Raw genomic sequence first — 23,784 nt, 5'->3', positions numbered from 1 at the left:
ACATAGATATAGATTCAGTAAGCATGTGAAAATCACAGGATACTTTTGTGGTCCTGCCGTTTTATTTTAAGGTGAGGAGTAATTGTATGAAAATTCAAAATTTTATCCAGGAGCAAATACACATGGAACATGTATCAATGAGACAAAGCAATATTGCTTTGTCTGATAATATTTCTGCAAAACCGGCTGATCTTGACCGAGCCAGTTTTGAATACACCGAAGGTATTTCGGCTGATGAAACACTTTTCGCACGCTCTCTGGCCCACAGCATTACAGAAGATGTCTGCCGCGAGAAAGGCGTTTCCGTTGAAAAGGCTGCCCAACTGAAAAAACAGGTTGAGGAAGGAACCTACGAACCGGATCCCATGGCCATTGCAAGGGCCATGTATAATCTATGAGGGCGCCTGAAAGCCTGATCCCGGTATTAGAACAGCTGTGTACTGTATTAGAACAGCTATGCCGGGTTGAGGCTGATAAACTAACCGTTGTTTCAGCTGATCATCCTGACCAGCTGGAATCTCTTTTAAATGATGAAAACATGCTTTTACTGCAGCTGCGCGGACTAGATAAAAAACGAAGTGATCTTCTTCGCAGGTCGGGTCTTGAGGGGCTTACTTTCCGCCAGATTTTGATGCAGGAGGACAGCGAGGAGGCTGTGGCACTTCTCTCTCCGATCTTGGAACGTTTATCCAGCCAGGCTGAAAAGCTGAAAAAGATAAAAGGCGGCACAGACCGTCTGATCCGGATCCGCATGAAACAGTTAGAACAGCGCCTTTCCGGTGCGAAGCAGAGCGATCCTCATGTTTATGACAAATATGTCTGATAAAACTGTGGGGACTGCAGGATACTTATATTTTGGAGGTAATAATATTTTATGGTAAGAGCAACTTTTTCCGGTTTTAATACCGCTCTGTCCGCTCTCCAGGCCAACCAGAAACGTCTGGATATTACAGGACAGAATTTGTCAAATATGAATACTGCCGGATATACCAGGCAGCAGTTAGAGGCATCCAGCCTTAATTATACGAATCCTGTTTCCCATTATTCTAATGGGAATGAAACTGCAGTAGGCTTTGGGGTAAGCATGGACCGGGTCTCACAGATCAGAGATCCTTATCTGGATATCCAATACCGCAGCCAGTCTGCTGACTGCAGCTATACCAATCGTTTACAGACTGCCCTTAATTCTCTGTCAAAGGTACTGGACGAAACAACCATTTCCGGCATCCGCAAGGCATTTGATGATATCCAGTCTACCCTTACAAGCATGCAGGATCCTGCAAAGGTATCCGATCCCATCTATGAAAGTGAGCTGCGAACTAAAATGCAGTCTGTATGTAATCTTTTTAACCAGGCATCCAGACAGATCACACAGGCCGAACAGAATGAATTTCAAAGGCTCACAGGGGAAGGCAGCAGTGAACAGGGCGATGTACAGAAGATCAATGACATCCTCCGCCAGATCGGCGACCTGAACGTGCAGATCAAACGTAACCAGGTTGCCGGTCATCCTTCCCTGGAACTCCAGGATGAACGAAATCTTCTTCTGGATGAGCTTTCCGGTTATATTCCTGTTGAAACAAGATATTACAAGGATGATGCCCATTCCGGGAATAACGCCTATGACTATGATGCAAATGGTGCTGTGATCGGCAAGAAGGATTGGCCTGATGACCTGGAAGTGAGCATGAATTATATTGATGCCCAGGGAAAGAGCCAGAAGCTGATCCTAGTAAATGGATCTGACCTTGGTGCTGACGGTCTCACAAAAAACTACGGTCAGTTAAGTATGTTAAAAGGCGATCACCAGACAGCTGCTTCTGTTTCTGATCCTGCAAACATTTCCATCAAGTTTGAAAAAGCCCCCAGCTATCAAGGGAATGGACAGGCAGCTGCAGATGTATACGCAGAGTTAAAAGGGATCCATTTTGAAGGCGGCTCTCTTCAGGCAAGCCTGGATATGCTCCAGAAAACAGGTACCGGCACTGTGATAAATGGATCTACTGCTGTGGATGATGTCCGTGGATACCAGTATTACTCAGGAAAACTGGATCAGTTAGCTTCCACTTTCGCAAAATCCATGAATGACATCAACAATGGCAAAAAACCCACGGATAAGAATCTTTTATCTAATTCCACCGATGACTCAACAACTGGTATAACAGCCGGAAATATCGGTATCAGCAAAGGCTGGACCAGTGGAACGATCCATATTTCTACAGACGGCACCAACCGCACAGATACAATCCTTGATATGATCGCAGCTATGAAGGATACCAAGAAATTGAACGGGAAAACATTTGCTGATTATATGAATAACCTTTCCACCCAGCTGGCATCTGATTCCAGCTCCAACCAGACTGCATTAAAGACGGGCACAACTGTTTTAAACAGTATCCAGGACTCCAGAGACTCTCTTTCCGGTGTCAGCCTGGATGAAGAAGCAACCAATATGATGGCCTACGTTTCAGCCTATAATGCTGCTTCCCGTCTGATGACTGCCCTTGATGAAGTGTTGAATACCCTGATCAGTAATACTGGTGCATAAATATAAGGAGGATTAATAAATTATGAGAGTTGTACGTTCATCTGTTTACCGCAGGTATACTTCTTCTTTAAATGATCTTCAAAGCAATCTGAACAAAAGCATGAACAAGGTTTCTACCGGCGCTGCTTATGAAACAGCTGCTGATAATCCTCTTGCTTATTATCAGGGAAAGAAAATGGATCATTTATATCAGGATGCAAAGAGTAAAAGTTCTATTTTAGGTGATATTAAAAACCGTCTGTACCAACAGGAGCAGGGCGCAAGGGATATCCAGAAAACTTTAAGCAACAGTAAGACTTCCATGCAGTATGTGCTGGATTCCTCCCATAACAGCTCAAAAACTTCTGTCCAGACAAAAAGAGATGCTCTTCTTCAGGATGTGCAGAGCATGGTCAGCAATCTGAACAGCCAGTATCAGGATTTCTATGTTTATGGAGGAAATGATATTACAACAGCTCCGTTTTCTTTAAGCGGAGATGGAAAAACCCTTACTTATACCCATAAGTATTCAGACGGTACCACAAAGACGGTCAATATGACCATGGCTTATGACAAAAATAACAATACTTACAGTTATCATTTAAGCGATGATGACCTGAACAACCTTGTGACAGCTATGAGAGAACAAGGCCGGGTAGATATCGGTTATGGCGATATTTCCAACCGCCAGTCTCTTTTAGATACCTATACCGGAGGACTGAATATGCTTACGGGGCTTACTTCAGATTCCTTAAATGCCATGTCTGATGCGGATGCAAAGGATGCGGTCAAAGCTGCCCTGGAAACAACTCCTGTGGCACTTCTGAGCCGTTCGGTTATGGCCTGTGATAATTATATCAATGATACTACGACCGTTGATCAATTTACAGATACTATGGGCAGTGTACTTAAAGATGCAGCTAATACAGAGCATACCATCAGCACCATTTACAGCGACCTTGGTAATAAATATTCCCTGGTAGAAACTACAAAAACCCGTCTTGATACTTTAAGCGACAACCTGACAGAGGAATACAAAGACATTCTCGGAGCTGATCCTTATGAGGCCATTACAGAAATGTTCTCTTACCAGTACTCCTATTCTGCTGCTTTAAAAATGGGGTCAAACCTGATGCAGTCATCTCTTTTTGATTTTATAAAATGATACCGGTACATTGTTTACAAAAAACAAGCAAAAAATAATTTTCTATTTTCAGGTCAGAAGAAGGTGAAAATGTATGAAACCTGTGATTGAAGCAAATTTTAAACCTTTTGAATCTGTCCGTTTCCGTCAAAATGCCAGTCTGGTTTCAAAGGACCAGCTGGCAGCAAGACAGCATCAGGCGATTTCCCAATACCGCCTGAAAGTACGTCAGGCTCAAAATTACGGGATCAGTTCTCCGGAAAGCATGACCTGTATCCAGGATATCAGACAAGCTTTTAATCTCCGGGATACTGTCCAAAGAGTACATGGCACAGCAAACGTCTCTGGATCAGGAAACAGCTTTTGTGATCCATTTTCTGGCAGCCCTGACAATAATGGGCTGTATACCCTTCAGAGAGGTGAATTTGAATTTCGTGTGGCATCTGGCAATCTGGAATACGTACCAGCCCTGGAAATGACCATCATAACCTCTTATCCAAAAGTAGAGTTTGTATATACCGGCACCCCCAATTATGTTCCACCAAAAAAAGAGCCGGATTCCCCTGCTCTTAATGTTACCATATAAAAACTGACCCCCGGAGGCTTATGCAATCATGAAGATTGATACAAAATATTACGGCGAAATTGATTATACAAAAGATGAACTGGTTGTATTTCCAGATGGTTTATTTGGTTTTTCCCAGTACCATGACTATCTTCCCCTCTCTATGGAGGAAGATGACAGTTCCCTGCTGATATTGCAGTCTGTAGACGAACCTTATGTAGCCTTTTTTCTCATCGATGCAGCAGCACTCTTTCCTTCTTATTCACCGGTTCTTCTACCAGAAGAATTATCCTTTCTGGAAGTAAATTCCAGTGATGAATTGTCCTATTATGTCATATGTGCTGTAAAGAAGGATTATCTGGATGGAACCGTCAACTTGAAATGTCCTCTTGCCATTAATCCGGATACCCGCAAAGGAATCCAGGTGATCTTATCCAACGCTGACTATGATTACCGCCATACCTTACGTTCTCTTCTTGGTAAAGAGATAAAGGAACAGGACACTAAAAAAGGAGATAAATAGCCATGCTGATACTGAAACGTAAAAAAAATGACAGTATCCTGATCGGGAATGACATACGCATCACTGTACTTGACTGCGACAATGGATCTGTCAGCCTGGCTATAAATGCCCCGAAGCATATTTCTATTTTGCGGGAAGAATTGACAGAAGCAGAACGCAGCAACCTGGATGCCTTATTATCTGATACAGATTCACTGCGCTCTATTGAAAAAGGACTGAATTCTTATATGAAGAAATAGACCATAAGCTTAATGACCCGCAAACGGGTGAATACTGATAAAATGACTCTTATCTGCTATACAAAATATCATATAGCTCTTTCAGCTGCCGGCGTACGAGAGAAAAAAACTCTCTCAGACGCCGGTAAAATAATGCTCTTTTTTCCATGCGGTTTTCCCGCTCTTCTTCTTTTAATATGTCTGATCTAAGATCCAGCGCCTGTTCATCTGTTTCCGGCCCAAATTTCCCTGTCATGCCGTAGAATACATTTTTCTCCAGTATATCAAATACCTGGAGTTCTTCTTCCTCTGTCTCCATGCTGGCACATTCTTCCCGTGTTCCAAACCACATATAGCTTAAATGCAGAAGCTTCTGCGCCAGTATATTTACTTTAAATTCCTTTAGCCGGTTCTCAAGCTCCTGAAACTGGTCTTCTTCTGCTGCTTTTCTGTAAAATACATATAAGTCTGTCAGATGGCGTATCTGCAGATGTCCTGTTACATATAGGTAAGCAGACTGGATCATCAGATAGACTAGCTGGTCTATGGCATTCCATTCATAAATGTAGTTACCATTTTCTTTCAGGAAAACACGCTGGAGCAGCTTTTCCATCCCCCTCTGGTATACCTGGGTTTTAAAAGGAAAGGTATGATAGATCTCCACAGAAAAGCGACCTGGTATACGCATCTTTTCACCCACTCCCGGATAGAGCGTATCCGTTTCGTAGCCTATATTGACCAGATAGCCTTTTGCAAAAAGATAATCTTCCGGGTCAAGAAAAAAAAGCTTCAGAGAGCTTTCCCCTGCCATTTCCTCCCTTGGATACAGCTGTCTGCGGCTGCTGGAGGAAAGGACGAGTACCGGGATTTTTTTTAATTCCAGAAGGACCAGTATCTCCCGTTCTCCTTCTGTGCAGCTTTCGTTGAATTTCAGAATATCGCTGTAGCGCTCATAAAAGCGTGTTTTCCACCGTTCCGGCATTTTTTCATTATTTCCAAGGATTGCAAGATAGATCAGGTTTGAAATTTTGTTATAATCTGCAACCCGGAACAGCCTTTCCCAGTCCAGATTTCCATGAAGCGGCTTTAAATCATCCTGGCGCATAACAGATGCAGCCATATTTACCAGTATGCGGCCTTCATAAAAGTTTTGATTTTCCATTTAACTTCACCTGTTTTTTGATATTCTTCTGTTAAGTCCCCCATCGATCCTGCGTATCTTATCTAAAAGCTTTTCTGTGCGGCAACGCAGATCCTCAATACGCTTCTCCAGCATTTTTTCCTGCTCTGTCTTTCCTTTAAAACAGCTTTTTACATTCTTTAATGGACCTTTAGCCAGATCTCGTAGATACCGGGCCCGAAGGCTGTTTCCCGCAGTCTGCAGGATGATCTGTTCTTCACAGTCTGCATGGCGCTGCAGCTGTTCTCCCCTCATATCTAAAAGAAGAGAAGCGGAGACTGTGTCGCCGCGCTCCACTGCCTCCGCCAGTTCTTCCGTCAGACTACAAACTTCTCTTAATATATTATATCTCCTTTGAAGATATATCAAAATTGTTTCCAAGTCTGCGCTCATATATTCTCCTTTAACCGAAAACACTTCGTTCTCTCACAATATGCTGATCGCCGGAAATCTTTCCTGCCTGGTTAAATGCATCTCTTAATTCAGAAAGTATGTGGCTGATCCTTGGAATCTCTTCTGCCCTGCGTTCCCTTCCTGCTTTAACACGGCTGATATCATAGATCAGGTACTCATAGATACGTTTCAGATCCTTGCTGATGGGATACTGCATATCCAGTATCTGTATTAAATACCGGACGATCCGTCCTGTTTTTTCGAGACATTCTTCAAAAGTCTCATATTTTTTATCCTCAAGTGCGATCTGTGCCATTTTCAGACGTTTCACTGCTTCATCATACAATAAAAGCAACAACTCCAGATTGCTCATAGAATAGATCGTACTTTCCTTGTACTGCTTAAACTTTTCGTACATGCTTTCTTACCCCCATCAGCCACCTAACTGTGACAGGTAGCTGGACTGTGAATTCATCTGATTGATCAGCCTTTCCATCTGCGTAAACTGGCTGATATAACGGTCCTGCTCAGTTGACAGCTGTGACTGCAGGTTTGTGATGGTTTCCTGCATATCCTTTAATTCTTTATAAATACTGTTGTTAGTCAGGGTCAGGCTTAGTTTTTCAGATCCTGCCTCTTCAATAAGCACACCATAGGAATTTCCATTCTTGCTTGCATATCTGGTGGCATAAGTAGAAAGAGTACTGTCTATGGTGTTTACAATACCATGCGTGCCTGTGAACAGGTCTGATACCTTTTCCGGATCACTGTCCATGGCAGTTTTAAACTTTTCTTCATCAAATACGATCTTTCCACCTGCTGTGTAATCATCTGAGAAGGAAATTCCGATCTTTTCAAGATCGTCATAAGAAACACCGTTCATCATCATTGAAGAGAAAATGCCCTGGGTAGCATTGTCCAGATCTTTTAAAGCGCTGCTGTTGTACAGAATACCCTCTTTTGCCTTATCCTCCCAGTTTTTAATGGAATTTTCATTCATTTCATTTTTCTGGTCATCTGTCAGAGGCTTATAATTACTGTCCGGCTTGGTTGTTGCCTGGGTGCGGACCTCATCGATCATGGCATTATAAGCTTCAATGAATTTCTTTACAGTCTCTGTCACCTTTTCTGTATCTGCTGAAGCAGTAAAGCTGACACCGCCTTCTGCTGTTGCAGAGCCTGTATTAAATGTATTAGTGGCTCTAATATCCAGACCGTCAATGGAGAAGGTATTGCTGCTGCTGGTAATGGTGGTCTGTACCCCATTATAGAGAATACTCATCTCACCATCTGTGCCATCTTGGCTTACCCCGCCGAAAATGAGATTTGCTGCATCAGTAGTATCTTTTGGATCTGCACCAAGGGTGATCTTACGGCCCTCACCTTTTTCATTGGAAGAAAGAACAAATTTATTTTCACTGCCCAGATAGGTGGCAGTTACTCCCGCATCTTTATTATTATTGATCGCAGTAAGCAGTCCGTCTACTGTGGTATCTGCAGTAATATTATCTATTTTTGCACCATTGACTGTAAAGTTTTTTAATGCGTCGTTTAATTTCTCTTTTGTATCGTATTTTCCCAGTCCCAGTTTGACCCTGTTCTCCCACAGGCTGCTTCCTGTACTGATCTTGTTTGACTGGGTAGATGTGATACCCAGAGCATTCTGGAGTTCCTTTGAGTCTGCGGATATCTGTAATGTCTGTTTGTTGTCTTTTGCAGTAAACGTCAGGCTGCCATTTTGACCCTCACCTACAGTAACCTTTCCTGAACCGAAGGCTTTATCCAGCTTATTCTGTAAGCTATCCTTAAAAGCTTTAAAATCTTTTATCTCTTCCTTATCGCCGATCAGTTCAATATTCTTTGTCTGTCCGCCATAAGAAACAGAAATTGATTTTCCCTTAAGATAGCCGGAAAGGGGCTGCTTTGTTATAGCTGCAGCCTCGAATGAAGATTTATTTGAAGATGCGTTAAATTCATCAAGTGAAATGCCGTTATCTATATCATCCTGATTCATCTTGCCGGAATTAAAGCCAAGACTCTTTAAAGCAGATGATGTTTCCCTGATCACACAGCTTTTTCCTTTATCGGTAATACTGTCTGTCTGACTGATCTGGATCTGATCACCATTCAGTGTAAATTTAATGCCGCTCTTTCCATCTTTTCCGAGAAATCCCTGGGAATCAAGGGCTTCATTCAGCTGTTCTACTATCTTGTCAGAACTAGCCGTATAATCAATGGTAACTGTCTCTGTTTTTCCATTGTCCAGCTTTTTTTCATAACTGGTGGGGAACGTAAAGGTTGCTTCCGTTGTAAACTGCTTATCTGTAATACTGTAGGTTCCAAATGTCAGCTTCGTTCCGGAAAGATTGGAGGTCTTTATTTCTTTATTGCTAAAATCAGACGCGCTGATGCCGCCTAAGGTAATAGCTGAATCTGTTTTCTTTTCGCCGGAGATCAATGTGGCAGATGTTGCTAATTTGTTTACTCCCAGAACTGATACTCTGGATGCAGTGTCTGCGTTTCCTGTCGCTGATATATATTTTGTATAGTCAGGATCTCCCTGTACACTGACCTGGTTTTTTGCAAAGAAATCACTGTTTTTTAAGCTCTTTGTTGCTGAATAGCTAAGGTAATTGTCCTGAAGATCTATGATCTTATTGCTGATAGAACGATATGCATCCCGCTTCCATTCCAGTTTGGTCATAGCCTGTTTCTTGGATGTGATCTTGGATGTTGTTCTTGCTGTCATCTGTTCGATCAGTGCATCCCTGTCAATACCGGAAGCTAAACCACCAAATCCTCTTAAAGCTGTATTTCCAAGACTGCTGCTTGTACTTGATACACTTGACATATCTGCTGCTCCTTTCAGTCATGTGATGTCGCGGAGTACATAAAATGCGCCGCTTCTGTATACTTTATCCCTGTGATTCTATAGATTCTATATAAATATTTCGGCGCAGCATGAAAATTTATAAGATATGGCGTGGATGTTCTTTTACTTCCATACAGGCTCTCATGGACTGACTTAAAACAGCCACACGGAATTTATTGCGGTAAAAGGTTAACAGCATCGGGACTGTCGTATTATCTGCTACAATATATTTGGGCGGCAGCCTGGTAAGCATCAGCGCCTTCACATCTGCCTGACAGCGGCTGCAGGTACAGGTATCATTGCTTTTCAGTGCGTCAAGGATCAGTTCCGGAGTAAGAATCTCCTCCATGATATTTACGACCCGGTAACTTGGACCATCTTCCTGCTTCTGCTCTTCCTGTTGTTCCGGTTCTTTCTGTACAGGTGTCCCTGCGTTTGTTTTGGGCTGCTCTGTCTGTTCTTCTGTCTGTTCTTCTGTCTGTTCTTCCGGCTGTTCTTCCGACTGTTCTTCTGACTGTTCTTCTGACTGTTCTTCCGACTGTTCTTCCTGCTCCCCGGGCTGTTCTGCCTGCTCTTCTGTCTGTTCTTTTTCCAGCTCCTGGATCAGATTCTTCTGGATCTCTTCTGCCAGCTTTCCTTCTTCTCTTGGATCAACTACAGTCACATTAGCGGAAGGCACTCTTACCGGTTCTTCAGCAGCTGATCCTTCCTGCTGTGTTTCACCGGAAGCTGAAGAAGACGGCTGTGTTTCGCCAGAAGACGCAACTGGCGGCTGTGAACCTGTGATAAGGTTCAGCACATGTGAGGTTTTATTTGTTTTTTTTGCCATATTATTTCTCCCTGAAACCTATGATCTTTTCTACCTCATCTAAAAACTTTCCATAATCCTTTACAGCTGATGCTCTCGGACTGTACTCAAAAATACTTTCTCCATGGGCCGGTGCTTCTGCAATCGCCACTCCGGACCTTATTTTTGTGTCAAATACCCGGGTTTCCAGCTGCGCGGCCAGCTGCCCGGCCATTTCCAATACATCCCTGCAAAGACATGTTCTTGGATTAAAGCGGTTTAGCAGGATACCCATGATCTTAAGGCCGGGATTGATCTGTATGCGGACAGATTCTACTGTTTCCTTTAACTGTGACAGTCCAACCAGACTGAGGATATCCGATGCCATTGGTATAATAAGATAATCAGAAACTGCATATGCGTTAACTGTGAGAAGATTTAAGGCAGGGGGTGTATCGATCACAATATAGTCATAAAAATCCATTACCGGCTTTAAAACATTTTTTAAAATAGATTCTTTTTCTTCTCCCGGATTATACTCCAGACCACTGCTGCTTAATGTAATATCAGAAGGAAGGATATCGATCCCTTCTGTGCGGCTGATAGCCTTTTGTATGGATATATCTCCTTTTAATACATCCAGTATAGTAGATCCTCCTTCGGTATCCAGACCAAGGCAGAATCCAAGATTTCCCTGGGGATCCAGGTCTATACACAGAACCTTTTTACCTGCCATCGAAAATCCTGCAGCCAGCGCTGCTGATGTTGTGGTCTTTCCCACACCGCCTTTTTGATTTGAAACCGTAATGACCATTTATGTATCTCCTTTTATCCTCTCTTCTGCATACAATATTTTCTGAAAGATCTCCCTGTATTATTCTCCAAGGCGTTCCATGGATTCCTCTACCTGTTTTACCAGCTCCTGGATTTCCTGATATACAGCTGCTGACTCATTTGCCATACGGCCGATCTCATCTGCCACAACACCAAAGCCTACACCTGCTTTTCCGGCACGGCCTGCTTCAATGGCCGCATTCAGGGAAAGCATTTTTTCCATCGTAGCCGTCTGCTCCAGTCCCTTTGCCTTATACTTGATCTGTCCTACTGCATCCCGTACTTTCTTTTCCTCTTTTGCAAATGCTTCTACGCTGTCTGCATTGCTCTTCCGGTAATAAAGGGCATTAGCCCACAGATTCAGCATCTCAGCTAAAAGCTGCCCACCGGCACTTACTACTTCCTGGCTTGGGGCTGAATCATCCGGGTAATCTCCAAGGACGATACCGCCGATCACTGTACCTGCACGGAATCCTCCTACTGTAAGATCCTGGGTAAACTCTCGCAGCTCATTATGTTTTCCATTGGTATACCTGCTGTAAAAGCTGGTAAAGGAGTTTCCTCTCGTAATGTATTTTCCTTTCATATCCACTACTGCTGCTGTCATGCCTGTGACCGTTAAAAACAGATCCTGGATCCGCTGAAGTTCTTTTATATCCAGGATCTGACGGATATCCAGATTTTCTGTACTTTCATCTTTTGTAACGGTATCCATATAGGAAGTTTTCCCTGATACAGCTGATCCTGTTGCCACTTTAGAAGCTGTAACTTCATTTTTGGCTCCATTCTGGATCCACTGGGCCAGCTTGCGGTCTGTTTCCCGGATATGCTTAACCAGCACGCTTACCATATAGTTGATCTCGCCCAGGGAATTGATCGTCGGACCTTCCTGCTCCAGTTTTATAATGGCATCCCCCAGTTTCTGTTTATACCATTCATGAAATTTATGATGTTCTGTATATTCCGGATATTTTGACTGCTTCTGGAGATCCTCCTCATCTGAAAAGTGTTTCGTTACATATTCAACAAGAAATTCTCCCAGACTTGAGAGTTTTTCTCTTCCCTTTCCTTTTGAGCATGCATCCAGAAGGGTATTGACTTCGTCAAAAATCTTCCTGTGCTCACTGTCGATCAGTTCATTTCCTGTTACAAGATCCTGTGTTAATACATATTTTTCCATCCTTAGAGTCCTCCTTACTGCTGACTGTACTGTTTTTTAAAACGGGCAAGCAGTTCATCCATTACTGTGATCAGATGCCCGATCTCCGGCTTGGAAAGCTGTTCGTCTGCACCTAATTCTTTCCCCTTCTGCCTCATCTGCTCATTGATCAGGGAAGAGAAGATGATAACCGGGATCTTCTTTAAATGTTCGTCATCCTTGATCAGCTTTGTAAGCCTGTGGCCATCCATTTCCGGCATTTCGATATCTGTAATGACCAGATTGACCTTATCATACAGATCAGAATCATTATGTATTTGTGAAAGGTAATCCCATGCCTCCTGGCCATTGGAAAAATTCTTTACATTGGTAAATCCGGCCCTTTCCAGAGAATCATCGATCATTTTACTTAAAAGAATGGAATCTTCCGCGATCACAATAGGACTGTTGCAGATAGGGCGGTCTCCCATCTTATCTACATCTGTCACCTGTATAGTTGTTTCCGGTGCGATCTCTGCCACGATCTTTTCAAAATCCAGGATGATCACCAGCTCTTTTCCGCACTGGGCAATACCGGTAGCAACACTGTCATCTCCATTTGCAATGGTCTTATCTGGCTTCTGTATATCTTTCCATGAAATCCTGCTGATACCTTCGATACTGTCTACCCGGAAAGCGACCGTCATTTTATTAAAATTTGTTACGATAAACAGATCTCTTGGCCCATTTTCCCGGTCATCTCCTGTAAGATATTTTGCCAGGTTGATCACTGTGATCAGCTCATCCCTTGGTTTAAAGATGCCTTCTACTGCCGGGTTTGCATGAGGCATCGGTTTTACCTTTTCACTCATGATGATCTCCTGGACTTTTGCCACATTAATGCCATAAAATTCACCCAGAACTGTGAATTTCATTACTTCAATCTCGTTTGTTCCTGATTCTAAAAGAATCCCTTCTTTTTCATTTTTGACCATGATCTTCTCTCCTTTTTTCTGTAAACAGGCATGTCACAGATGGTGACACCACCATAAATGAAAGCCCTGGCTATAGATGGCGTTCCGGTCGTCCCACTGTACGCACGATCACATCGCCTGTTGCAAGATCTAAAAGCATGGTACGGGCATAATTTCCTCCTGTATCCTCTGCTGCGATACAGATTCCTTCCTGGGCCATGACTTTTTTTACACTTTCTGCATTTCTCTGCCCGATATTTCCAAAGCTGCTGTTTCCGCTGATCTCAAACATCTTGGCTCCCCCTGCGATCTTAACTACCATCCGGCTTTTTACCATACCGAATATTTTCAGCTTTCTGAGGGTTTCCCTGATGCCGCTGTCTGCAAATTTAAATGGATTGGAATCCTTTCCTTCAAACTGTGCCGGAAGCATGATGTGCAGAAGTGCTCCCAGACGGGTAACCGGATCATAAAAGGTTATCCCGATACAGGAACCCAAAGCATAGGTTATGATCCTTCCTTCCCCTCGTGAAAACTTCATATCACCGATTCCTACTTTTAATTCTGTGCCTCCGATCATTATGAAACTCCCAACCTCTCTAAAATATCGTTTAGAGAACGAATGTCCGGCAGCATGAGCAGCCAGTCAGAAAGTGCTTTTCCGCCGATCACAAAATCTGCATTGCAATACATCAGTTTATCTGTTTCATATCCATACTCAGCAATAGGTACCATTAAGATCCCACCCAGCATGTTGATGGTAGCACTTGGAACAGACAGTTCCACCTCTACATTTACAAGTTGTGAAAAAGCATTTATATAAGAACAGATAATGATGTTTCCTACTTCTACCAGTGCTGATCTGGCCATTTCGTCCATATCCAGAAAGGACTTATAACGGCTTCCAAGCAGTTTTTCCAATACCTCATTTGCAAAATCCAGGTCGAAAAGGAACAGCATCAACCCCTCAATATCACCTGACATTTTTACAAGGGCTGCTGCAACAAGCTCCTCCGCATCACCGATCCGGTTCATGGCATCATTGTATCCAAGGATATTCACAGATGGGATCGAGATCCGGACTTCTTTCTGCAGAAGCTTGGAAAGAGCAGTTGCTGCATGACTAGTACCGATACTGCCGATCTCCCGCATTACATCCAGAGCCTGCAGGTCCATATCTTCATATCGCTTTATTTCCATTTTTTACCTTATCCTCTCAGTGAATTGATCGTTCCCTCTATATCATCTGATGTAGTGATCATTTTTACAGCATAAGAAAAGGCTCTCTGACATTCGATCACATGGACCATTTCTTTTGCCATATCGGTGCCTGAATTCTCCAGTGCCCCTTTTTGCAGGACCGCATCTGATTTTAAAGAAGCTTCCATTCCATCCTGTGCTTTATATTCATTATCTCCTACGCTTAAGAGACGGCTGGGGTTTGAAAATGTGTATACACTTACCTTAGGAAGGTCAGTATCATCCTCTGTGCTGTCTGTATCATCTGTATCGTAGTCATCGTCTTCTGACTCTGATTCCTCCTGCAGCTTTTCTACATCTGTTACTTCCAGCTTAAGAGGCTGCCGGTTCTGGTCCAGCACCAGCTTTCCATCTTCTGTTGTAAGATAAAATCCATCTTCACGTTCTCCCCTGTGAAAATGACCGTTTCTTGTATAGGTGATCTCACCTGACGCAGGATCCTGTATCATAAAAAATGCATTAGGCTCCATAATTGCATAATCATATTCTTTTCCGGTCTGAGTAGCACCGGCTGTACTAAAATCCGTCCAGGTACGCTCCACTCTGGCTCCTGAACCTGTCTGCAGCTCTGTCTGGGCATTTTCAGAATCATTAAGATTATAGTGGATCAGTTCAGAAAAAGCCGCTGTTTTAGGTTTAAAGCCTGTATTGTTGATATTGGCCAGGTTATTGGATACAACTGACAGTTTTTTTGTAAACTGTCCGGCTCCTGCTGCTCCTGTATAAAATGACATATTCATTTCTTTATCCTCCTTACAGCTTACCGACATCTGACACAGACTTACTCATGATCTGATCATACATTTTCAGTGACTGGGCTGCGCTTTGAAGCGCTCTCTGGGATGACATCATAGCTGTCATCTGCTCCACCATGTCTACATTGGATTTTTCCAGCATTTTCCATTGAACAGTTGTATCTGCAGGCGTTGTTTCTGCCTGTGCAGTAGAGAAAAGTCCATTATCCTCTGCATGAAGCTGCCCCTGATCTGGAAAATCCACTACTTTCAAAGTTCCATAATCCTCTATGGTAACTTCCTGGCTGCCGCTTTCTTCACCATCAGACTGTTTTGTAATAGCAGCAGTAATGTGTCCTTTGGAATCAACTGTAAAGTTCTCATTTTTGATCTGGACAGGCTGTCCTTCTTTGTTTAAGACTCTTCCTGCCTGGTTTAAAACCAGATATCCATCTTTATCTACTGAAAATGAACCATTCCTTGTATACCGAATGCCCTGTGATGTCTGGATGCAGAAAAAGCCATTTCCATTTAAGGCAAAGTCATAGATCCCATCTGTCTGTTCCAGACCGCCCTGGTCATAATTGGTATAAACCTGCTTTGCTGTCTTTATTTTTGAAACAGTTGCCAGCTGGGTTGGATTTTCTTTGCTATACTGTCCTGTACGATAAAGCATTTCTTCTTTGAAAGTACTGCTTACCATTGTTTCGTTTTTATATCCAGGAGTCTGGATATTCACCATATTATTGCTGATGGTATTTAAGTTCCTGCTCTGGGTCAGCATGCCTGACGCCAGATTATAAAATCCCTGATACATCTGACTTTATCCCCTTTCCATTTTTTGTTTCTATAAAATGGCGCAGCTTACGCAAGGCGATCGTGTGGATCTGGGATGCTCTGGGCTGGCTGACACCTATGACCCGGCCCACCTGTTCCATTTTCAACCCTTCCATATAATGCAGTGCCAGTGTTTTCTGCTCTTTTTCATTTAGCTGGGCTATGCCTTCTGCCAGCACCCGCATATCCTCTTCCCACAAGCATGCTTCCTCAGGCTGTACCTGGGTATCGTTGTTTGTGATCTGGAGTCCATTGGATGTATTCTGGTTTTCCAGTAAAAAATCAAGAGACTGGATATTTCTCCTGTTTTTCATGGAAATGATCCTCTGACAGCGTTTTTTTTCTATTCCAAGATGCTTTGCCAGTTCATCAACTGTTGGTGTTCTTCCTAATTCACGCTTCATGTCCTCGCATGCAGATTCTATAATCCCCAACTGCTTGTAAAATCCCCGGGGCATCCACTCCTGTTTTCTTACATAATCCAGCATTGCTCCTCTTACCCGCGTTGTAATGTAAGTGGAAAACTTAATGTTTTTATCCGGATCATACATATCGATCCCTTTTATGATCGCCACCACACCTTCATTCACTGCATCTTCCATCTGCATGGTGGTAGAATAAAGATCATATAGTTTCGTTGCCGTGGTTCTGGCTATGTACAGATACTGCATTGTGATCTCTTTCTTTATTTCCGGATCTTTCGTTTTTTTATAAAGCGCAAATAACTCCTTCTCTGCCTTTTCCTGCTTATCTTCCATAACTTTACTCACTCCTGTTATCTGCTGTTTATATCATTTGACCGTACACTTATGATCCTTTTTTCATTGTACTTATATTTCCAATTGACTGGATCTGCACATTATTTGCGATCTCATTAAATGAAAGCACCCTGATATTAGGATAAAAGGGTTCTACCAGATGGTAAAAATGGATCCTCATAACCTGTGAAGTCAGGATCACCGGATTCTGTGATAAACCACTGAACTTTTTTATCTGCTCTGCCAGCTGCCGGATCACATGCTGGAGCATTTCCGGGTTTAATGCCAGATATAAGCCATTTTCCCCTTTTGACAAGGATGCGACCATTTCCCGTTCCAGCTGGGCATCCAGTGTGATGACTTTCATGCATCCGTCTGTACAGTACATGCGGGTAATGGTACGTTTAAGAGCTGTCCTGATCTTTTCTACTGTCTGGTCCAGCTCTCTTGGAGGAAGACCTGTTTCTGAGGCTGTCTGCATCAGATTCTCTACAATGGTCTCCAGGTCGCGGATCGGGATTCCTTCTTTTAGAAGGTTTGTAAGAACTCTCTGGAAATAACTGTAGCTGATCATCTGTGGTATTGCCTCTTCCACCAGTTCAGGAGCTGTTTTTTTCAAATTTTCCGTAAGCCTTACCACTTCCTGTCTTGTAAGCAGTTCGTATGAATGCTGCCGGATGACTTCTGAAAGATGCATGAGCAATACAGACAGAGGATCAATGACCGTATAACCATATAATTCAGCCCGATCTCTGTTTTCAGGCTTGATCCACCTGCTGGGTATACCGTATGCCGGTTCAATGGCCTCAATACCTTCAATTTCTTCTTCCACCTCCTCTGGTTCCAGAGCAAGGAAATAATCAATCAGGATCTCTCCTCCTGCAACTTCTTCTCCTTTTATGCGGATACTATACTGACTTGGTCCCAGGGAAGAACTGTCCCGGAGCCGGATGGATGGGATCACAAACCCCATATCCTGGGCATATTGGCGGCGGAATATAACGATCCTGCTGATCAGCCTTCCGCCTACTGACTCATCTGCCAGAGGGATCAGACTATAACCAAACTCGATCTCCACTGGCTCCAGTGTAAGAAGGCTGTATACATTATTTACATCTTTAAAATATTCTTCCTCACTTACTTCCTCTTTTGCAGCAGCCGCCTGAGCCTGTGGGGAATCCTGAAGCTGGGTAGAAGGAGCCATTGCCATTTGTGACAATGCCTGTGGCTCTTTTTTTATCTTTCCGGAAAGATAAAATCCGCTTCCCATAAGACATGCAGCCACAACCAGAGTCCTTACTGCCGGCATTCCAGGTATCACAGCCATAACCGCCACTGCTGCACCACTAACGATCATAGCATGAGGCTGGGCCAGAAACTGCTTTGATACATCTTCATTTAAGCTGCCTTCTGAAACAGCTCTTGTAACGATCATTCCTGTTGCAGTAGAAATAAGAAGAGCCGGTATCTGGGATACCAGACCATCACCTACTGTCGCAATGGAATAGGTACTCAGCACGGCTGAGATGCTGCTGCCGGACTGTACAATACCGATGATGCTGCCGCCGATCAGATTGATGGCAGTTGTGATAAGTGACATAACTGCATCACCCTTTACGATCTTAGTCGCACCATCCATTGCGCCATAAAAATCTGCTTCTCTCTGAACCTTGGCACGCCGTTCCCTTGCCTGTGTTTCATTGATCAGGCCAGAACTAAGGTCTGCATCAATAGCCATCTGTTTTCCCGGCATGGCATCCAGATTAAATCTGGCTGCCACCTCTGCCACTCGTTCTGCACCTTTTGTGATAACAATAAACTGCATCAACACGATGATCAGGAAGATGATCAGACCTACTACTACGTTTCCTCTTAAAACGAAATCACCAAAGGCAGCAATGACACGGCCTGATGAACCTCCCTGAGAAAGGATATTTCTCGTGGTTGAAACATTGATACCCAGACGGAACAGCGTGGTAATAAGCAAAAGAGAGGGGAATATGGAGAATTCCAATGGCTCCCGAATGGTCATGGTTATTACCAGGATCATCATGGAAAGGGACATATTCAATATGATCGCCACATCCACCAGTCCCGCCGGAAGGGGAATGATCAAAAGCAATATGATCGTGATCACAAACATAACCACTGAGTAACTCAATAACCGTTTCATTCGTCCATTAATCTCCAACTATTATTTTTTATCTTTATTTTTCCCGTTATCCTGTTTATACAGATATACCAGGATTTCTGCCACTGCCGTATAAAATTCTGAGGGGATCGGCCTGTCCAGTTCACAGGAATTGTACATAGCCCGTGCAAGTGGTTTATTTTCAATGGTATAAACATTGTTTTCTTCCCCCACCTTTACGATTCTTAACGCCAGTTCATCTAATCCCTTGGCAAGTACTACCGGAGCATTGTCATGATCAGGATCATATTTTAAAGCAATGGCCACATGGGTAGGATTTCGTATGATCACATCTGCCTGGGGAACCTTCTGCATCATCCTGCTGGATGCCATCTGACGCTGCAGGCTTTTGATCCTGTTTTTAATCTCAGGATTACCTTCTGTCTGTTTATACTCATCTTTTACTTCCTGCTTTGTCATACGAAGCTCTTTTTCGTATTCCCAGCGCTGATACAGATAATCGCCAAAGGCAATGACCATAAAGGCAATACATACACGTATCAGCAGATCAAAGATCATTTTCATCATATAAGCCGCAGATGCTGCAGGATTCATATCGATCATTGATGCCATGGGCTGCAGATCCTGCTTCAGTATGTTGTAAAGCAATACCAGCAGCAGTGTTATCTTGATGGAGTTTTTCACCAACTCTACTGCATTTTTCATGGAAAACAGACGTTTTATACCTGAAAGAGGATTAAGCCTGTTCCATTTTGGCCGGATGGATTTAAAGGATACATTAAAACGTGTTTGTACTCCATGCGCCACAATTCCAAGTAAAAGGGCTAAAAGCAACAGAGGAAGCGCACATTTTAAAAACACAGACAGTGTAACAAAAACAAGGCTGGCTGAAAGCATATCTTCTGAGGACCGGGCTGCTCCATCTATGACCCATGTCATATAATTTTTCATCTGTCCATATATAAAAGGAAGCCATATGCGGATCCCGAAAAATATGCCAGCCAAGATCACTACGGTAGCTACATCCCTGCTTTGGAAGATATTTCCTTCTTTTCTGGCATCCCGCCGCTTTTTGGCGGTAGGCTGTTCGGTTTTCTCCTGGCCACTCTGTCCCATCTTCTATGACACTCCTTTAGACTGGTTTCATATTGCTTAAAAGCTTCCACATCATCTGATACATATATGTAAAGATGGTATCTATATAATCTGCCATTGGCGAAAACAGTAGCAGCATCATCAAAAGCCCCATTATGATCTTTACCTGGAAATTTACCGTAAAAACATTGATCTGGGGAATGATACGCATCAGAATCCCCATTGCCAGTTCTGATACAAGCTCAATTGCTATCATTGGAAATGCAAACTGCATACCAGTAAGGATCCCCTGGCAGAATCCAGCTGTGATCACATGGACCAGCATGGGATTAAATGTCACTTTTCCAAAAGGGATCAGCTGTACCGACTGGTAAAACAGTTCTAACAGCCGCAAATGACTGTTGCTGGCAAAAAAGATCAGTACCATAAATGCATAATAAATACCGGAACTGACCGTTGACTGGGTTCCATACTGGGGATCATAAACCTGAGCCATGCTAAGTCCCATTGAATAATCCATAATGGAAGAAGCAAACCGGATCGTAAGGAATGCCAGTTCCATTGCAAAGGCTAACACTGCCCCAAGAAAAAGCTCTCCCGCAAGCATTAGGATGTACTCTGCCATTGATCCCGGATATGCCATCTGGGTCTGGTCTGCAGACAGATACAGGAGCAGTGACAGGGCAAAAATAAAATATGCCCTTATTTTTACAGGAAAATTACTTTTTCCAAAAAGGGGATTGAATCCGATGGCTCCGCTCATACGCATCACTGCCATTGAAAATGTGATAAACATAAATCTTCTTTACCCCTTTGCGATCAATTCCACTATGTATTGAAAAAATTCCTGAAGCATGACCAGCATAGAACTTCCTAAAAAACCTAAAAGCACCATAATAGCCAGCAGCTTGGGGACAAATGTCATTGTCTGTTCATTGATCTGTGTGGCTGCCTGAAAAACAGCAATGACCACACCTACGATCATACTGATCAACAGAAATGGCAGCGACAGCTTCATTGCCAGCTGGAATGCTTCATACATGATATCCAGGATCTGCACTTCTGTCATATTCCCACCTCTTTCCTACCGGAAGCTTTGTACCAGACTGGAAAATAAAAGTTCCCAGCCATTTACTGTAATAAATAAAAGTAACTTAAAGGGAAGAGAGACCATAGTTGGCGGAAGCATTACCATACCCATGGACATAAGGGTGGTAGACACCACTATATCTATAAGCAGAAATGGAAGATAAATCAGAAATCCTGCAAGAAACCCTTTTTTTAATTCGCTGGTCATAAAAGCCGGTACAACAACAGTAAGAGGATATTCTTTCACATCTTTCTTAACTTCCTGTTTTGACATCTGTACAAAATGATCCAGCGTATCCTTCTCTGTATTGCGAAGCATGAATTGCTTCAGTGGATCTGCCATGCGGCTTACTGCCTCCTGCTGTGTGATCTCCCCATTTTTATAGGGCTCGTAGGCAACCGTATTGATCTGACCTATAACCGGACTCATAATATACAGCGACAAAAAAAGTGCCATGCCTGTTAATACCATATTAGGCGGTGTCTGCTGGACTCCCATTGCATTTCTCGTAAAAGAAAGTATGATTATAATACGCATAAAGGAACTCATCATAACCACAATGGAAGGAAGCAATGCTGCAAAGGTAAGCAGCATGATAATATCCAGCGCAGGAACATTTCCTCCATTTAAGCCTGTAATCAGCTCATTCATTCGTTTTCTCCTCCTTAAACCGTTCCAGAACCTGGATCCCCGTCTGACTAGTCCCAAGCAGATATTGGTTTTCATCCAGTTTAAGAAGAATAATGTACTGATCATTTCCTACTTTTAGTTGTTCCAGTATCCGCATCTTTCCCCCTTTATTTCCATAAGGGGCGTTCTTCCCCAGGTACCGGCTTGCCTGCCATGCCAAAAACAAAATGACTACAAAAGCAAGCAGCATACCTGTTGTAGAAACAATATCTGTTATCATATTAAGGGCTCTCCGGATTGATATCCCTGGTTACAATATCGGTAATACGGATACCAAAATTATCCTCTACTACTACAATATCTCCCCTGGCAACACACTGTCCATTTACATACAGGTCTGCCTGTTCTCCTGCCATTTTGTCCAGGACTACAAGAGATCCCTGGGTAAACTCCAGAATATCCTTTACCAATTTCTTAGTGCGTCCTATTTCCACTGATATCTCCAACGGCACCTTCATGAGCATTTCCTGGTTGGCGCTTTCTTCTCCATTTTCACTTCCAGAAGATTCAAGACCAGGCGCATTGGCCGGCCGGATCAGGGCAGGTTCCCTGGATTCCTTTTTCCCTTCCTGTTCCCGTTTTTCCATATCCTGCATCAACTGCATCATCTGCACCTGTGACTGCTGCATCTGATTCAAAAGCTGTAAAATAGCCGGATTCATATCTGCTGAAATACCAGCTGGAATCTGGGAATATACAGGCTGCGATGTAGGTGCTGGCTGCGGTGTAGGTACTGGCTGCGGGGCCGGTTCTGGCTGCGGGGTTGGTGCTGGCTGTGGGGCCGGTTCTGGATCAGGGGTTGGTGCTGGTTCTGGATCAGGCTGCGTTTTTTCTTTCTCTGCTGCCTCTTCTATTACCTTCTCTGCAGTTTCTTCTGCTGCCTTTGATCCTGACTCCTTATTTTCTGTCTGAACCTCTGCTGCTTCTTCCAGGGATATCTCAAATGGTTCCAAAAGCCTTTTGGCAAGCTTTTCCGGCATAATATTTAAAAACTCACTTTTCAGCTTTCCTTCGATCTCAAGGGTAAAGGAAATGACCACCATAGGAATTGTTTCCGGAAAATACTTGTTTTTAAAGCTTTCTGCGTCTGTGATCTCAAAAGAAACTGGTGTGGATATATTAACTGTAAATTTCAAAAATTCTGAAAGTGCCGTTGCTGAAGCACCCATCATCTGGTTCATTACCTCACAAATAGCACTTCTGTTGATCTCATCCAGTTCAAATTTATCATCTGGTACCTCTTCGCCCAGAAGGGTTCCTACTATGATGCGCACGTCATTTCTGCTGAACATCATAATATTGCTTCCTTCCAGGCCCTCTACATAAGCGATTTCTACTCCTACTGCCGGTTCCAGCTTTTTAAACTCAAACTGATCCCTTGTAAGGATCTTTACCTTTGGAGTCGTGATGTGAACGGTAGATCCCAAAAGGGTAGACATTGCTGTCGCTGATGCTCCAAGGCTGATATTCATCATCTCCCCAAGAGCATCTATTTCCATCTCATTAAAGCTGAGTGCACCCATTCTTATTTTCCTCCTGTTTTCTACTTACCGATTTCCAGTGCTTTCTGAGCCATCAGCTTAATTGCGTTTAATGCTGTTACATTTGCTTCATAAGACCGGGTCGCTGACATGCTGTCTACCGTTTCTTTCAGCACATCCACATTTGGCATAGTCACATAGCCGTCTGCATCCGCATCCGGATGATCCGGATTGTAAACTTTCTTAGCTTCTCTGTCATCTTCCACAATGCCAGAAACTCTTACTCCTGCATGACGGCTGGTTATTCCTTTTCCCCGTGCTGCATTTTCCATTGCCTGGGCAAAAGACGTATCTGAATAGCTTTCAAGAAGTACATTTTTCCTTCGGTATGGACCACCTGACTCTGTCCGCGTTGTGTCCATATTTGCTATATTTTCTGCCGCAATATCCATCCTGACACGCTGTGCGCTCATTCCAGAAGCGCTTATATCGAATGAACCTAAAAATGCCATAACAGTTCCCTCCTTATGGA

General features: G+C 43.2%; 28 protein-coding genes. 7 read left to right on the top strand and 21 right to left on the bottom strand.

Annotation, left to right across the window (positions count from 1 at the left end; all coding sequences use genetic code 11):
• Window positions 1-86 precede the first annotated feature (86 nt).
• The 7 genes from GPK83_RS00400 to GPK83_RS00370 all read left to right on the top strand — a co-directional run bounded on the left by GPK83_RS00400 (window position 87) and on the right by GPK83_RS00370 (window position 4,998).
• Window positions 87-398 carry a flagellar biosynthesis anti-sigma factor FlgM gene (locus GPK83_RS00400; protein WP_117566853.1) on the top strand — a complete coding sequence of 104 codons (312 nt, stop codon included), beginning with the start codon at window positions 87-89 and terminating at the stop codon, window positions 396-398.
• Window positions 395-823 carry a flagellar export chaperone FlgN gene (gene flgN, locus GPK83_RS00395; protein WP_015553164.1) on the top strand — a complete coding sequence of 143 codons (429 nt, stop codon included), beginning with the start codon at window positions 395-397 and terminating at the stop codon, window positions 821-823. Before GPK83_RS00400 ends, flgN begins: the two co-directional genes overlap by 4 nt.
• A gap of 51 nt (window positions 824-874) precedes the next feature.
• Window positions 875-2,548: a flagellar hook-associated protein FlgK gene (flgK, locus tag GPK83_RS00390; protein WP_215703703.1), complete on the top strand. Its 1,674-nt coding sequence runs from the start codon at window positions 875-877 to the stop codon at window positions 2,546-2,548.
• A gap of 22 nt (window positions 2,549-2,570) precedes the next feature.
• Window positions 2,571-3,692, top strand: coding sequence for a flagellin (locus GPK83_RS00385; RefSeq protein WP_117566856.1), 1,122 nt, complete (start codon window positions 2,571-2,573; stop codon window positions 3,690-3,692).
• A 73-nt stretch (window positions 3,693-3,765) separates the two neighbouring features.
• Entirely contained in the window at window positions 3,766-4,257 is a 492-nt protein-coding gene (locus GPK83_RS00380; protein ID WP_117483981.1) for a hypothetical protein, read from the top strand.
• 28 nt (window positions 4,258-4,285) lie between these two features.
• Complete coding sequence (locus tag GPK83_RS00375) at window positions 4,286-4,759, top strand: flagellar assembly protein FliW (protein ID WP_015553160.1); 474 nt, start codon at window positions 4,286-4,288, stop codon at window positions 4,757-4,759.
• 2 nt (window positions 4,760-4,761) lie between these two features.
• Window positions 4,762-4,998 (top strand): carbon storage regulator, encoded by a 237-nt coding sequence (locus GPK83_RS00370; RefSeq protein WP_117483982.1) that lies wholly within the window; start codon window positions 4,762-4,764, stop codon window positions 4,996-4,998.
• 49 nt (window positions 4,999-5,047) lie between these two features.
• Here the strand turns inward: GPK83_RS00370 and GPK83_RS00365 are convergent, their stop codons facing one another.
• From GPK83_RS00365 to flgC, 21 genes are all read right to left on the bottom strand, one after another.
• The gene (locus GPK83_RS00365) at window positions 5,048-6,139 is read right to left on the bottom strand and encodes a nucleotidyltransferase family protein (protein ID WP_215703702.1); all 1,092 of its coding nucleotides are present in this window, start codon (window positions 6,137-6,139) and stop codon (window positions 5,048-5,050) included.
• A gap of 6 nt (window positions 6,140-6,145) precedes the next feature.
• Entirely contained in the window at window positions 6,146-6,550 is a 405-nt protein-coding gene (locus tag GPK83_RS00360; RefSeq protein WP_015553156.1) for a hypothetical protein, read from the bottom strand.
• A 10-nt stretch (window positions 6,551-6,560) separates the two neighbouring features.
• Entirely contained in the window at window positions 6,561-6,968 is a 408-nt protein-coding gene (locus tag GPK83_RS00355; RefSeq protein ID WP_117551782.1) for a flagellar export chaperone FliS, read from the bottom strand.
• Between the two features lie 15 nt (window positions 6,969-6,983).
• Window positions 6,984-9,401 carry a flagellar filament capping protein FliD gene (gene fliD, locus GPK83_RS00350; RefSeq protein WP_015553154.1) on the bottom strand — a complete coding sequence of 806 codons (2,418 nt, stop codon included), beginning with the start codon at window positions 9,399-9,401 and terminating at the stop codon, window positions 6,984-6,986.
• A gap of 118 nt (window positions 9,402-9,519) precedes the next feature.
• The gene (locus tag GPK83_RS00345) at window positions 9,520-10,251 is read right to left on the bottom strand and encodes a late competence development ComFB family protein (RefSeq protein ID WP_215703701.1); all 732 of its coding nucleotides are present in this window, start codon (window positions 10,249-10,251) and stop codon (window positions 9,520-9,522) included.
• A 1-nt stretch (window position 10,252) separates the two neighbouring features.
• Window positions 10,253-11,023, bottom strand: coding sequence for a ParA family protein (locus tag GPK83_RS00340; protein ID WP_015553152.1), 771 nt, complete (start codon window positions 11,021-11,023; stop codon window positions 10,253-10,255).
• A gap of 60 nt (window positions 11,024-11,083) precedes the next feature.
• Window positions 11,084-12,223: a hemerythrin domain-containing protein gene (locus GPK83_RS17080; protein ID WP_015553151.1), complete on the bottom strand. Its 1,140-nt coding sequence runs from the start codon at window positions 12,221-12,223 to the stop codon at window positions 11,084-11,086.
• 14 nt (window positions 12,224-12,237) lie between these two features.
• On the bottom strand, window positions 12,238-13,176 hold the full coding sequence (locus GPK83_RS00330; RefSeq protein WP_015553150.1) for a chemotaxis protein: 939 nt from the start codon (window positions 13,174-13,176) through the stop codon (window positions 12,238-12,240).
• Window positions 13,177-13,246: 70 nt separating this feature from the next.
• Window positions 13,247-13,735: a chemotaxis protein CheD gene (locus GPK83_RS00325; RefSeq protein ID WP_015553149.1), complete on the bottom strand. Its 489-nt coding sequence runs from the start codon at window positions 13,733-13,735 to the stop codon at window positions 13,247-13,249.
• A complete protein-coding gene (locus GPK83_RS00320; protein WP_015553148.1) occupies window positions 13,735-14,355 on the bottom strand; it encodes a chemotaxis protein CheC in 621 nt (206 codons plus the stop codon). Before GPK83_RS00320 ends, GPK83_RS00325 begins: the two co-directional genes overlap by 1 nt.
• A gap of 8 nt (window positions 14,356-14,363) precedes the next feature.
• Window positions 14,364-15,155, bottom strand: coding sequence for a flagellar hook-basal body complex protein (locus GPK83_RS00315; protein ID WP_015553147.1), 792 nt, complete (start codon window positions 15,153-15,155; stop codon window positions 14,364-14,366).
• A 13-nt stretch (window positions 15,156-15,168) separates the two neighbouring features.
• Window positions 15,169-15,966: a flagellar hook-basal body protein gene (locus GPK83_RS00310; RefSeq protein ID WP_117514362.1), complete on the bottom strand. Its 798-nt coding sequence runs from the start codon at window positions 15,964-15,966 to the stop codon at window positions 15,169-15,171.
• A complete protein-coding gene (locus GPK83_RS00305; protein ID WP_015553145.1) occupies window positions 15,947-16,744 on the bottom strand; it encodes a sigma-70 family RNA polymerase sigma factor in 798 nt (265 codons plus the stop codon). Before GPK83_RS00305 ends, GPK83_RS00310 begins: the two co-directional genes overlap by 20 nt.
• Window positions 16,745-16,793: 49 nt before the next feature.
• A complete protein-coding gene (flhA, locus tag GPK83_RS00300; protein ID WP_015553144.1) occupies window positions 16,794-18,917 on the bottom strand; it encodes a flagellar biosynthesis protein FlhA in 2,124 nt (707 codons plus the stop codon).
• Between the two features lie 21 nt (window positions 18,918-18,938).
• Window positions 18,939-20,012: a flagellar biosynthesis protein FlhB gene (flhB, locus tag GPK83_RS00295; RefSeq protein WP_015553143.1), complete on the bottom strand. Its 1,074-nt coding sequence runs from the start codon at window positions 20,010-20,012 to the stop codon at window positions 18,939-18,941.
• A gap of 16 nt (window positions 20,013-20,028) precedes the next feature.
• The gene (locus GPK83_RS00290) at window positions 20,029-20,787 is read right to left on the bottom strand and encodes a flagellar biosynthetic protein FliR (protein WP_015553142.1); all 759 of its coding nucleotides are present in this window, start codon (window positions 20,785-20,787) and stop codon (window positions 20,029-20,031) included.
• 9 nt (window positions 20,788-20,796) lie between these two features.
• The gene (locus tag GPK83_RS00285; protein WP_015553141.1) at window positions 20,797-21,060 is read right to left on the bottom strand and encodes a flagellar biosynthetic protein FliQ; all 264 of its coding nucleotides are present in this window, start codon (window positions 21,058-21,060) and stop codon (window positions 20,797-20,799) included.
• A gap of 15 nt (window positions 21,061-21,075) precedes the next feature.
• On the bottom strand, window positions 21,076-21,732 hold the full coding sequence (fliP, locus tag GPK83_RS00280) for a flagellar type III secretion system pore protein FliP (RefSeq protein ID WP_015553140.1): 657 nt from the start codon (window positions 21,730-21,732) through the stop codon (window positions 21,076-21,078).
• A complete protein-coding gene (fliO, locus tag GPK83_RS00275; RefSeq protein ID WP_015553139.1) occupies window positions 21,725-21,991 on the bottom strand; it encodes a flagellar biosynthetic protein FliO in 267 nt (88 codons plus the stop codon). The genes fliP and fliO overlap by 8 nt, the downstream gene beginning before the upstream one ends.
• A gap of 1 nt (window position 21,992) precedes the next feature.
• Window positions 21,993-23,294, bottom strand: coding sequence for a flagellar motor switch protein FliN (gene fliN, locus GPK83_RS00270; RefSeq protein WP_215703700.1), 1,302 nt, complete (start codon window positions 23,292-23,294; stop codon window positions 21,993-21,995).
• A gap of 20 nt (window positions 23,295-23,314) precedes the next feature.
• Window positions 23,315-23,764 (bottom strand): flagellar basal body rod protein FlgC, encoded by a 450-nt coding sequence (gene flgC, locus GPK83_RS00265; RefSeq protein ID WP_015553137.1) that lies wholly within the window; start codon window positions 23,762-23,764, stop codon window positions 23,315-23,317.
• Between the last annotated feature and the right edge of the window lie 20 nt (window positions 23,765-23,784).

It is taken from the genome of Clostridium sp. MCC328 (genome assembly GCF_018785465.1).
GTDB classification, from domain to species: Bacteria; Bacillota; Clostridia; order Lachnospirales; family Lachnospiraceae; genus Pilosibacter; species Pilosibacter fragilis.
Note: the sequence above shows the minus strand (reverse complement) of the source record. Positions and strands in the feature narration are given on the sequence as shown.

Coding starts and splice junctions, on each gene's coding strand:
- GPK83_RS00365 (WP_215703702.1), bottom strand. CDS start 6,139: ATGGAAAATCAAAACTTTTATGAAGGCCGCATACTGGTAAATATGGCT.
- flhB (WP_015553143.1), bottom strand. CDS start 20,012: ATGGGACAGAGTGGCCAGGAGAAAACCGAACAGCCTACCGCCAAAAAG.
- fliD (WP_015553154.1), bottom strand. CDS start 9,401: ATGTCAAGTGTATCAAGTACAAGCAGCAGTCTTGGAAATACAGCTTTA.
- GPK83_RS00340 (WP_015553152.1), bottom strand. CDS start 11,023: ATGGTCATTACGGTTTCAAATCAAAAAGGCGGTGTGGGAAAGACCACA.
- GPK83_RS00400 (WP_117566853.1), top strand. CDS start 87: ATGAAAATTCAAAATTTTATCCAGGAGCAAATACACATGGAACATGTA.
- GPK83_RS00305 (WP_015553145.1), bottom strand. CDS start 16,744: ATGGAAGATAAGCAGGAAAAGGCAGAGAAGGAGTTATTTGCGCTTTAT.
- GPK83_RS00385 (WP_117566856.1), top strand. CDS start 2,571: ATGAGAGTTGTACGTTCATCTGTTTACCGCAGGTATACTTCTTCTTTA.
- flgK (WP_215703703.1), top strand. CDS start 875: ATGGTAAGAGCAACTTTTTCCGGTTTTAATACCGCTCTGTCCGCTCTC.
- GPK83_RS00370 (WP_117483982.1), top strand. CDS start 4,762: ATGCTGATACTGAAACGTAAAAAAAATGACAGTATCCTGATCGGGAAT.
- GPK83_RS00360 (WP_015553156.1), bottom strand. CDS start 6,550: ATGAGCGCAGACTTGGAAACAATTTTGATATATCTTCAAAGGAGATAT.
- GPK83_RS00325 (WP_015553149.1), bottom strand. CDS start 13,735: ATGATCGGAGGCACAGAATTAAAAGTAGGAATCGGTGATATGAAGTTT.
- GPK83_RS00320 (WP_015553148.1), bottom strand. CDS start 14,355: ATGGAAATAAAGCGATATGAAGATATGGACCTGCAGGCTCTGGATGTA.
- flhA (WP_015553144.1), bottom strand. CDS start 18,917: ATGAAACGGTTATTGAGTTACTCAGTGGTTATGTTTGTGATCACGATC.
- GPK83_RS00290 (WP_015553142.1), bottom strand. CDS start 20,787: ATGTTTATCACATTTTCAATGGCAGTGATGCGTATGAGCGGAGCCATC.
- GPK83_RS00375 (WP_015553160.1), top strand. CDS start 4,286: ATGAAGATTGATACAAAATATTACGGCGAAATTGATTATACAAAAGAT.
- GPK83_RS17080 (WP_015553151.1), bottom strand. CDS start 12,223: ATGGAAAAATATGTATTAACACAGGATCTTGTAACAGGAAATGAACTG.
- GPK83_RS00345 (WP_215703701.1), bottom strand. CDS start 10,251: ATGGCAAAAAAAACAAATAAAACCTCACATGTGCTGAACCTTATCACA.
- GPK83_RS00355 (WP_117551782.1), bottom strand. CDS start 6,968: ATGTACGAAAAGTTTAAGCAGTACAAGGAAAGTACGATCTATTCTATG.
- fliN (WP_215703700.1), bottom strand. CDS start 23,294: ATGGGTGCACTCAGCTTTAATGAGATGGAAATAGATGCTCTTGGGGAG.
- flgN (WP_015553164.1), top strand. CDS start 395: ATGAGGGCGCCTGAAAGCCTGATCCCGGTATTAGAACAGCTGTGTACT.
- GPK83_RS00285 (WP_015553141.1), bottom strand. CDS start 21,060: ATGACAGAAGTGCAGATCCTGGATATCATGTATGAAGCATTCCAGCTG.
- fliP (WP_015553140.1), bottom strand. CDS start 21,732: ATGAATGAGCTGATTACAGGCTTAAATGGAGGAAATGTTCCTGCGCTG.
- GPK83_RS00310 (WP_117514362.1), bottom strand. CDS start 15,966: ATGTATCAGGGATTTTATAATCTGGCGTCAGGCATGCTGACCCAGAGC.
- GPK83_RS00380 (WP_117483981.1), top strand. CDS start 3,766: ATGAAACCTGTGATTGAAGCAAATTTTAAACCTTTTGAATCTGTCCGT.
- flgC (WP_015553137.1), bottom strand. CDS start 23,764: ATGGCATTTTTAGGTTCATTCGATATAAGCGCTTCTGGAATGAGCGCA.
- GPK83_RS00330 (WP_015553150.1), bottom strand. CDS start 13,176: ATGGTCAAAAATGAAAAAGAAGGGATTCTTTTAGAATCAGGAACAAAC.
- GPK83_RS00315 (WP_015553147.1), bottom strand. CDS start 15,155: ATGAATATGTCATTTTATACAGGAGCAGCAGGAGCCGGACAGTTTACA.
- fliO (WP_015553139.1), bottom strand. CDS start 21,991: ATGATAACAGATATTGTTTCTACAACAGGTATGCTGCTTGCTTTTGTA.